The 10,510-nt window shown below is 42.4% G+C and carries 9 protein-coding genes and 1 pseudogene; 3 read left to right on the top strand and 7 right to left on the bottom strand.

The window, feature by feature from the left end; genetic code table 11:
- A pseudogene (locus PN447_RS13575) lies at positions 1 to 184 on the top strand (photosystem II q(b) protein); the annotation flags it as partial.
- A gap of 51 nt (positions 185 to 235) precedes the next feature.
- Here PN447_RS13575 and PN447_RS13570 read toward each other — a convergent pair.
- From PN447_RS13570 to PN447_RS13555, 4 genes are all read right to left on the bottom strand, one after another.
- Complete coding sequence (locus PN447_RS13570; protein WP_271763574.1) at positions 236 to 991, bottom strand: cobalt-precorrin-6A reductase; 756 nt, start codon at positions 989 to 991, stop codon at positions 236 to 238.
- Between the two features lie 52 nt (positions 992 to 1,043).
- Positions 1,044 to 2,051, bottom strand: coding sequence for a porphobilinogen synthase (gene hemB / locus PN447_RS13565; protein ID WP_271763573.1), 1,008 nt, complete (start codon positions 2,049 to 2,051; stop codon positions 1,044 to 1,046).
- Positions 2,052 to 2,375: 324 nt separating this feature from the next.
- Positions 2,376 to 4,520: a pentapeptide repeat-containing protein gene (locus PN447_RS13560; protein WP_271763572.1), complete on the bottom strand. Its 2,145-nt coding sequence runs from the start codon at positions 4,518 to 4,520 to the stop codon at positions 2,376 to 2,378.
- A 55-nt stretch (positions 4,521 to 4,575) separates the two neighbouring features.
- Positions 4,576 to 4,920, bottom strand: a complete 345-nt coding sequence (locus tag PN447_RS13555; protein WP_271763571.1) for a hypothetical protein — start codon at positions 4,918 to 4,920, stop codon at positions 4,576 to 4,578.
- Between the two features lie 246 nt (positions 4,921 to 5,166).
- Between PN447_RS13555 and PN447_RS13550 the strand changes: the two genes are divergently transcribed.
- Entirely contained in the window at positions 5,167 to 5,601 is a 435-nt protein-coding gene (locus PN447_RS13550; protein WP_271763570.1) for a hypothetical protein, read from the top strand.
- 30 nt (positions 5,602 to 5,631) lie between these two features.
- Here the strand turns inward: PN447_RS13550 and PN447_RS13545 are convergent, their stop codons facing one another.
- From PN447_RS13545 to PN447_RS13535, 3 genes are all read right to left on the bottom strand, one after another.
- The gene (locus PN447_RS13545) at positions 5,632 to 8,229 is read right to left on the bottom strand and encodes a PAS domain-containing hybrid sensor histidine kinase/response regulator (protein WP_271763569.1); all 2,598 of its coding nucleotides are present in this window, start codon (positions 8,227 to 8,229) and stop codon (positions 5,632 to 5,634) included.
- Positions 8,230 to 8,879: 650 nt separating this feature from the next.
- Positions 8,880 to 9,155 (bottom strand): recombinase family protein, encoded by a 276-nt coding sequence (locus tag PN447_RS13540; RefSeq protein ID WP_271763568.1) that lies wholly within the window; start codon positions 9,153 to 9,155, stop codon positions 8,880 to 8,882.
- On the bottom strand, positions 9,156 to 9,344 hold the full coding sequence (locus PN447_RS13535; protein ID WP_271763567.1) for a hypothetical protein: 189 nt from the start codon (positions 9,342 to 9,344) through the stop codon (positions 9,156 to 9,158).
- A 289-nt stretch (positions 9,345 to 9,633) separates the two neighbouring features.
- Between PN447_RS13535 and PN447_RS13530 the strand changes: the two genes are divergently transcribed.
- On the top strand, positions 9,634 to 10,245 hold the full coding sequence (locus tag PN447_RS13530) for a GNAT family N-acetyltransferase (RefSeq protein ID WP_334311105.1): 612 nt from the start codon (positions 9,634 to 9,636) through the stop codon (positions 10,243 to 10,245).
- The last annotated feature ends 265 nt before the right edge of the window (positions 10,246 to 10,510 follow it).

Genomic DNA, 10,510 nt, shown 5'->3' with positions numbered 1-10,510 from the left:
CAACTTCAACCAATCAGTAATTGACTCTCAAGGTCGCGTCATCGCTACCTGGGCTGATGTGATCAACCGCGCTAACCTGGGTATGGAAGTAATGCACGAGCGTAACGCTCACAACTTCCCCTTAGACTTGGCTGCTGGTGATGTTGCTCCTGTTGCTTTGACTGCTCCTGCAATCAACGGTTAATCATAAAGTTTAGCTGAATCGAAACCGCCTCTCAGAAATGGGGGGCGTTTTTTATTGGGAATGTGGGCGTTTTCCCAATAAAGAATATACCCACAACAAAGCTTGATCTATATCTGTAACTTGCTCCCCTGGGGGTAGAGGGGGACGCTTGACCATTACCACAGGGAGGTTTAACTCCCTAGCTGCGACAAGTTTGGCATAAGTGGCCTCGCCACCACTATTTTTACTGACAATGGTATCAATTTGATGGTGAATTAGCATTTCTCTTTCATTATGCAGGTGAAAAGGTCCGCGAGCGCACAACAGTTTTCCCGGAGGTACTAAAGCCTTGGCTTCTGGAGGGTCAATCATCCGCATGAGAAACCAAAGCTGCAAATGGGCAAAAGCTCCGATTTCTTGCCTCCCAATGCTTAAAAAAACCCGTTTTGATTGATTTTCTACTACGGCAGCAGCAGCTTTTATACTATCAACTTCAATCCAGCGATCGCCATTAACTTGTTGCCAAGGTGGGCGGATTAACTTTAAACGGGGTATATTGACTGTAATGGCTGCTTCAGACGCATTTGAGGCAATTTGAGCGGCAAAGGGATGAGTAGCATCAATCAATACATCAATTTTCATCTGATGCAGATAATTAACTAGTCCGGTCACACCACCAAAACCCCCAATTCGCAAATCCCCCAATGGTAATGAGGGTTGACGGGTGCGACCGGCTAGAGATGTGATAGCCTCAATTCCCTGGACATTGGCAACTTTCGCCGCCAATTCTGCTGCTTCTCCGGTTCCACCAAGAATCAAAACTCTCATTATATGAACGAACCACAAAGACACAGAGACACCAAGAACTTGTACGAGGTAGTTAAGACAACATTAAGGCTACTTCTTTGGCGAAATAAGTCAAGATTAAATCAGCACCGGCTCGTTTCATGCTGGTTAAAGTTTCCAAAATGATTTTTTTCTCATCAATCCAACCCATACGCGCAGCCGCTTTAATCATGGCGTATTCACCACTGACGTTATATGCTGCTACAGGTAGATGTGTGGCGTTGCGGACTTGATAGATGATATCCAGATAAGCCAGGGCTGGTTTCACCATTACCATATCTGCTCCCTCGGCGATGTCTAATTCTATTTCCTTCAAAGCTTCCCTGGTGTTAGCTGGGTCCATTTGATAAGTTTTTTTATCACCAAATTTCGGTGCAGAATCTAAAGCATCCCGGAAAGGTCCATAATAGGCAGAAGCATACTTAGCTGAGTATGCCAAAATGCCCACATCAATGTAACCTGCTGCATCTAAAGCCTGACGAATCGCTCCGACTCTACCATCCATCATGTCTGAAGGTGCGACAAAACTGGCCCCAGATGCAGCTTGGGAAACTGCCATTTTTACCAAGACTTCCACAGTGGGGTCATTCAAGATGTTACCCTCTTCATCAATTAAACCATCATGGCCATGACTGGTGAAGGGGTCTAAGGCCACATCAGTCATGATAATAATGTCTGGAACTGCTTGTTTGATAGCTTTGACAGTTATCTGTACTAGTCCATTTGGATTGTAGCTTTCAGTACCAAGATTATCTTTTTTTTCTTCGTGAATTACGGGAAACAGAGCGATCGCATTGATTCCCAAATCATAAACTTGCTGTACTTCTTTTAACAATAAATCTAAGGAATAGCGATAACAATCAGGCATAGAAGCAATTTCTACTTTTTGCCCTTCTCCCTCGGTGACAAACATGGGATAGATTAAGTCATTAACACTCAGAGTAGTTTCCCTGACCATTCGTCGTAAAGATTCAGTCCGGCGCAGACGACGAGGACGGTAACGAAGTAAATCCGTGGGATGAGAAGAATTGATTGATGGCATAATCAGCAAATAGATAATAATCAAGAAGACAGACTGAAAACCCTTGAGACAGGGTCTAGGGATGAAAGCCGTATGAGGTGTTTCCCCCTGATTCATTTAGTGTTACATTAATTATACCAGGTGAGGGTAATCAACCTGTGACAATCGATGTCGCCTCAGTTGACTGGCATATTAACCTCACAGTTAAATCTTGCTAATGATCTTCAAAGTTATAGTATTGCCGGGAAGTGTGTATCCCCAAAGTTAGCCCTTGTGGAAACAGCCACATCCGGCTGAGATACCGCCAGGAGTTTAATTGTAGAGGCGGGTATGGTTACCGAAATCCTACGGACAACCGGAATGGAAACCGCCTTGGCGACAAATGTAAGCTATTTGGCTACGATCTAAATTTTTGGCTTGAGAGAAATCAACACCTTGGACCACAGCAGAAATTGAGCCTAAATCTGGCGTTTGGACAAATGTATCTGTGGGATTTTGTCGGACAGGAGCCAGAACTGTTCCTAGAAAATCAGCACCGGTGACATTTGCTCCCCGTAAATCCACAAAACTCAGGTCAGCATTTTGCAAGTTAGCATTTTCTAACCTAGCTCGGCGTAATACCGCACCAGTAAGGCGAGTGGCGCTGAGGTTAGCATTACTGAGATTAGCATTATCTAAATAGGCTCCCGATAAGTCTGCTCCTCTCCAATCAGTATTAGTGACGTTAGCATGGGATAAATTTGTACCCATGGCAATCACCCGACTTAAACGAGCTCCATACAAATTAGCTCCGTGAAATTTGGCATCACCGATGTCAGCACCAGTTAAACTGGCTTTCTCTAGTAATGCACCCTGCAAATTCGCTCCTACTAGCTGGGTGCTACTAAGATCAGCACCTATTAAACGTGCATGAGATAAATTAGCCCTGTTGAGAATAGCACCGCTTAAATCACTCCGATTCATAATCACCCGACTGAGATTAGCATCGGTGAAATTAGCTTGTTTCATTTGAGCCAGGCTTAAATTCGCGATCGCATCGTCGTAAGTGTCCCAGTGTCCATCCTCACCCTGTCCCCTAAAGATACTACCTTTAAAACTGGCTTGGTTCAGATTTGCAGACTTCCAATTGATTCCCGACAAATCAACCTGATCTAAGACCAACTGGAAAAATGAACTTTCCGAAGCACCCCTTGAACCCAATTCGGCCCTGCTGAGATCAACATTTGCAGTTTTAGCGCTATTGACCCTGAGAATTTTGTTGATTGTCTCCTGGTTAATATGTAACTGCTGTTGTCGCAATTCCCGCCCTGGGGATATGCTACCCATAGACTTTAATTCAGCTGCTAAAAACTGATTTTTGTTTTTTAATTCCGGGATAGCCTGGAGTCCTAAACTGACTAAAGCTTCTTGAATTTTATTTAGGAGGATGGGGTTGGTTTCTTCAACCAGCATATCTGTGAGAAATTGCCTCGATTGGGGGTTATTAAGGCTACCCATTGCTAGAATTAGACTTTGGCGATCCTCCGTGGTAGCACCAGAATCAGGAGCCAATTTTTGTACAATTGCGAGGAACTTTTCGCTATTGATTTGCTGAGTCTCCCGCCAATTTTGTTGGCTTCGGAGATAAACTTGCGTGGAGACCAAAATTCCTAGCACCGCTATCATGCTGCCCAGGGCTACGCCAAATAAAATCAGGTTGGGGTTTTGTCGCATCCTTCGCCAGAAGGTAGCGATACTTGTAGTTTCCCCAGTGAGGGTTGACATGGATAAAGGAGCTAGTTCCTCTTCTGATTCGGCTACTTGGGGTTGCTCCTCTTGCTCCCAAGGGTGCAAAGGATGGGTAGTATCTATTGTATATGTCCCTGCTAACCAGTCATGAAATGCCCGACGACCTCGACGTGATGGTAAAGCCATCCCTTCACCAAGCACCATCAAGACAGCCAAAAATGTGAACAATCCTAAATTGGGAAAGGCAAAACTGTAACGCCACAGAATATAGGCAATAGAAACAGGTATGGTCCACCGACCAACTCCTTCCCGCACCACAGCTGTTGCTAAACCCACCGGTTTACCTACCTCGTTGACAACACGCACACCAAATTTGCGCTTGGGAATAGTACTACCTGTTTTTCCCAGTAAATATAATTGCCACCATGAAAGGGTTATAGGAGATAATAAGGCTATGATCCACAAAAAATTACTGGGGGCGGCGACATTGGGAATACCATAGCTCACAGGTAGAGCCAGAGGTCGAGCGATCGCTCTTTGAGTGACTACCAATACTGGGTGGAGTGGTACTCGGTTAAAGTCATTTCTAGAATTGGCATAGACACCCAGCCCAAAGGGAACTAGCCCACTCGTAAGCACCAGAGTGATTTCCGTAGCCCATGCAGCCAAACGCCTGGCTGTGAATGGCAAGAAATGGGGTTTTTCAAATTGGTTTGACTCTTTAGATTGACTAGTATTTTTCCTCACAATTGGCGTCACCATTGCGTAATTCCTTTGAATTTATGTTTAAAATATGGATCGCGGCAGTTGAATTAGACTATTGCTTTTTTTGGGAGTTACCAGATACAAAAAATTTGTATCCAAGATACACCAAGAAACCCAATAGTGCCACACTGATCACTGATGCAACTAGTCTGAGCAATGCTTGTAGTATTGCCAATCCCAATAGCACGGCCACACCCCCAACTATTACCTTGGTTATCCCGTTCAAATTCTTAAACCAAAGCTGTAATTTTGCTAAACGCGATTTCCAGTTAACAAATGCTGGCGGGGATGTTTCTGTATTTTTTGCTGGCTGTCCAATATCTACAGATGTAGAATTGATTTCTGCCTCTAGATTTTCGAGGCGACGCTGCAAGTCTTCTTCAGGTTGGTGATTCATCTGGAGTTCTCAGCTGCAATCTAGTCACTAGTTTCACAACAAACTTAGCAAATCCTGGAAATGATCAAATCAAACAGGAACATAGACAGACTCACAGCGTCACTGAGGGTAGGTGTTGATTGTTGCTACCTGATGACTTAAAACCCAGCAAACCCTCATGTGGTAAGAAACTCTCGCTACCAGTGCAGTTTTAGCAGTGAGATGATCAATATGTCAAATCAGAAATAGTCGGGAGCATTAATCATTATGAATAATTTGAGGCTATTGATAGTTGTTTCGCTAGCTTTGGTCACGAGTTTGTCCTTGACTCAGGCTCGGGCTGAAGTACCACGGCTGCAAATTCAACCCAATGGGTCGGCACCGCTGATTTTAAATGGCATTTCTGGGGGAGTAATGAGCACTAATTGCGGCAACATCGCTCAAAAGCCCAATCAAATTCTCCAGTTAACAGAACCACTTCCTTACTTACGGGTAACCGTTGACAGTCCTGGACAGCCAACAATACTGATTGACGGACCTGGCGGCCGTTTTTGTGTGATCCCAGATAATTACTCAGAAACTAAGCCAGAAATTACTGGTTATTGGCAGGCAGGAGAATACTCCCTATACGTAGGTGACCTATCCCAAAATCAGTATAACTATACCATCTCAATTTCTCAAGATAAAAAGTCGAAGAAGTAGTTTATATCAGCCACAAAAGTTGATTTTCAGCTAGCTTTTATGGAGTACATGGTGGAGGCTATTTAATAAATCTTTGGCTGTGTAGGGCTTAGAAACAACTAAATCCACATCAGTATGAGCTGGATGTGCCAAAGGAACTGTGGTGTCAAGTCCGCTACAAGTAATAATTTTTATCTTTGGGTTCATTTTTCGCAAAGTTCGGATGGCCGTATTTCCATCCATTTCCGGCATCATGATATCCATTAAAACGGCGCTGATGTCATGTGTGTACTGAGCATAAAGTGCGATCGCCTCAATGCCATTACTAGCGGTGATAGTTCTATAATTGTATTTCTCCAGAACAATTTTAGCAAGCTCCCGAATTTGTATCTCATCATCCACAAATAAAATTAGTTCTCCCTGACCGGGAAATATATCTAAATTATCTATATCAACTGATTGGGCCACTTCCACCGCCGGCAAAAACAGATGAAATTCACTGCCTTGAGCAACCTTGCTGCATACATTGATAAACCCACGGTGGTTTTTGATAATTCCCAGCACTGTTGAAAGCCCCAAACCTGTACCTTTGCCGATATCTTTGGTGGTGAAAAATGGATCAAAAATTCTCTCTAAAATTTCCGGTGCCATCCCCATTCCCGTATCGGCAACCGTAACTACCACATAATTGCCTACTTTGGCATCAAGATTCATTTGGGCATAGGCTTGATCAATAAACATATTTTTTGCAGAGATGGTGAGGGTACCACCTGCTGGCATAGCATCACGGGCATTAACCACGAGATTCATTAGCACCTGATGCAGTTGAGTGGCATCTCCGCAGACAGCCCACAGATATTCTGGTATACTGACAGCAAATTCAATAGATTTCGGAAATGTTTGTTTGGCTATGTAGCTAATTTCCGAAATCAGATGCTTGAGTTGAACTATCGTGCGCTCTCCCTTAAATCCTCGCGCAAATGACAAGACTTGTTTGACTAAAGCAGCACCGCGTTTGCTGTTGCTTTCAATAATAGGTAGTAGCTGTTGGTAATGCTCCTTGTCTTGAGAGCATCTCACCTGTAGCAGTTGTGATGCTGCCAAAATTGGCGTTAAAATGTTATTCAGGTCGTGAGCAATTCCACTGGCTAAAGTACCAAGGCTTTCCAAACGTTGAGCGCGGAAAAACTGCTCTTCGAGTTGTTTCTTTTCTGTGATGTCAGTGTCAACACAAAGAATAGATTTCGGTTGTCCTGCTGCATCATACATCAGCTTCCAGCGGCTAGCTACGACAATTTCTTGCCCTGATCTCGTCAATTTACTCATTTCCCCCTGCCATGAACCAGATGCAATCAAAGCCGCGACTGATGTTTCTAGTGCCAGGGAATTTTTGTTGTCGAACAGATCCTGGAGGTCTTTACCTAAAACCTCTTCTGGCTGCCAACCATATATATGTTCTGCACCTTGATTCCAGAATAATATTTTACGGTGCAAATCTATGACTAAAATTGCATCCGTGGCAATATCAAGTAAGCCTGCCTGCTCCCTAATTTTCTCTTCGGCTCGTTTGCGCCCTGTAATATCTCTGCCAACCCCCTGCAATTCCAAGACCTCTCCCCCTTCATTGCGAATTGCGACAATATTCCATTGCAGCCAGCGCATACCATTAACTGTCAACAGACGACACTCACTGGTGATTGAGTCATGAGGTGAAGATATCAAACTGCTGATATTTTCTCTGATTTGAGGGAAGTCATCGGGATGGAAAAACTCACATACCGATTGACCAAGTAATTCCTGCAACTGCTTACCCAATGCTTGGTAAGCTACTTTGTTAGCAAAGCTTACCCTTTCCTGTAAATCTATACGGATAATCAGGTCTGTTTGAGTTTCCACCAGCTGGCGATACAGTTTCTCGCTTTGCCGCAATGATTCTTCGGCGCGTTGACGTTGAGTAATTTCCTGTTGTAAAAGCTGGTTAAATACGAGAAGTTGGTTAGTGCGTTCCACTACCAGATGTTCTAAGTCTTTGCTTTCCTCATATAATGCCGCTTCTGCTTGTTTGCGAGCGCTAATGTCAAAAAGCAACCAGCGCCAACCCACAGGATTACCCTGTAGGTCATACATTGCACTATATCTAACAGTAGCCGGAAAAGATATACCACCCTGTGGCTGGAGGTAAATTTCCCAGTCTTTTCCCTGTTGCAAGGTCTCTAGTTCTGTGATCAGTTTCTCTCCTTCTTGTTCAGCAATAAACAAAACTAATGGTTTGCCCATCAAATAATTTTGTTCCACAGACAGCAAGGTGGCGGCTGCATGGTTAGCTTCTTGAATCACACCTGTGACATCGGTGACTAAATATGGGTGGGGAGCGAAGTCAAATAAATCTTGATAACGTTGACGCTCCAATTCGGTGATTTCAAGAGCAATTGCCATTTCTTGATTTTGTTGACGCAGATCTTGTACAACTACTTGGAGTCGTTCTAGGGTTTGCCGAAGTTCTTTATTCCCTTCCATGACTTCAGCTGTTTGTAAGTCCGACCATTTTTTTTCGTTTTTGTCAGTTTGGCAGCGCATTACTTCTGGTAGCTGATTTACTTTCTGTACCTTTGGCAGTGAAACTTCCACAAAGCTCACCATTTCGGTCATATGTCTTACTAATTGCCTCTGTTAACCTCAAAATAGCAGATAGCTAATTTACTGCTGGGGCAATATTCACAAGTCTCTTCTGATTGGCATTCGGAACTACTATCACCAACCAAGGAAATGTTGGGAAACTTGTTTGTCACTAGAGGTTATGGAGTTGAACAGGCTATAAATCAGATAATTGAATATGAAAATGCTTGGATAAAAAAAACTCTGTAGTTGCTATAGCCTAAATGATATACAACTTAGGATGTTGAACAATTTTTTTTGTAGTTCTCAAGTCTATTGTATTCTTGAATTCGCCATAGATGATATTTTTCTAAAAGAGATTACACTCAAAAGGTTACACCAATTGATGGTGTGACCATGGAGGGGTGACACCACCCAAGTCAAAAATTTAAGGTATGGTAGTAATAAAAAATGTATTCATTACTACTATTATTTTCGATCAGGATAATTGCCGGAATGTCTGTGTGGAGAGAATTTTTAGCTTAATTGTGTAATTAAAGATTGATTGCCAAAGGGTTAATTGATACTTTTATTTTTTTTTAATTACCCATGCTATGTAATTACCAAATCATAATTTCATATTGTCGCCATTCCCTCTACCCAAAGCACTACCTCCTTAAGGGGATTTTCTGTAATTTTCTCACCTAAGTTCTACACTTGGCAATATCACAAATAAGTAATGGCAGGATGAGGCGGTCTTTATGCTCCACAACTATCTTAGTTATCTTACCTTCAATAGCCAGTTTCATTGCTTGCTGAAGTTTAGCTCGAGAATCGTTCATTCCAGAACCTACTTCCATTAATATGTAAGATACTTTGTAATTATTCTTTGCGGAGTATTCAGCTAGTCTAGAATTCTGTCTATCTAAATCGCCTTTAGTCTTCTGGGTAGCAGATGAGACGCGGCTATAGAGTAGCACTTATTGCTCTGGTTTATCTTCTGGTTTCTTATTGCCAATAAATTTATTGATATCTGACTCTTTGTAGCGGCGATGATTGCCTGGAGTCCGAATAGCAGATAAATTACCTGATTCATCGACTACAAAACAAAAAATATAATTTTGTTTGACACTTGGGTCAGTCCCATGATCAAAAAATCCCGTTACCAAAATTGTTACGAGTGTTCTGCCACTTTGGCATTACTTTATGATGGTACTTAGTTAAGCTCCTCACACTACACCACAAGCCGTACAACATAATGTTGTATGGCTTTTTATTTAAATAAGCGATATTAAGTTAGAATTTCAATGCTATATCACTTATTGAGGTTAGTATTTAAATCTAACACAGCTTGCCGAGTATTTTAGCCAGAAGCCTACAGTGTCCACTAGGTCAGTGTAGGAGTATGTCACCATATTCCAGAAAATTTCGTTTAATTAAATCCATACTAAACTTGCCTTGACATCCTGGTTTTTTGATCATTACCACCAAGATCCGGACATATCTCCTGCCGAACAAGCTTCCTGGCAGTTCCAAATCCGTGTGGCCACAGCTGATGATTTGACTAGTATTGCTCACATCATTGCCGAAAGCTTTCACGGACATGATGGTTTCTGGGGATGGGCTTTTCCCCTGGTACGTTTGGGTATTTACGAAGACCTCAAACATCGCTTATCATCTCCTGCACCCCATCATGTTTGTTTGGTTGCTATTGAGACTACTAATGCCGCCAGTCATCACTTAGTAGGAACCGTGGAATTGGGTGTGCGTTTGAGTGATTCTTGGGTAAAGACAGGTAGAAGTTTTCCTTATCTGTCGAATTTAGCGGTTCACCCCAAATATCGTAGACATGGTATTGCTTCAGGACTTCTGATTAAGTGTGAAAAATTCGCTCACGAGTGGGGATTTGATGACTTATACCTCCATGTCTTGGAAAATAACCATCAAGCACAGCAACTTTATTTCAAACTGGGATATAAGCTGCATAAATCAGAATCTAATTGGAATAGATTTCCCATCAGGCGTTCCCGGCAAATACTTTTACACAAACATCTGAGCATTGAATGTTGATTAAACTATCCGAATAAATTTACATATTGAGTATTATATGATACTTCTGGATTGAGAAATGTAATCTCTGGTATTAGATTTTATTTAATACTGAATTGGTGATATGGTTAATATTGAAGCTATTTATTAAACTAAGCCGGTCAGTCACCTGACCGACTCGTCTTCAAAACCGTACGTGAGATTTTCACCTCATACGGCTCCTCAGCAATATGGTTCTTGTCATGAATACCTACAAGACTTCCATCACTGGCTGTCTTTCTGTCGT

Source organism: Anabaena sp. CS-542/02 (assembly GCF_028331085.1).
GTDB lineage: Bacteria > Cyanobacteriota > Cyanobacteriia > Cyanobacteriales > Nostocaceae > Anabaenopsis > Anabaenopsis arnoldii.
This window is presented reverse-complemented; position numbering and strand designations above follow the sequence as displayed.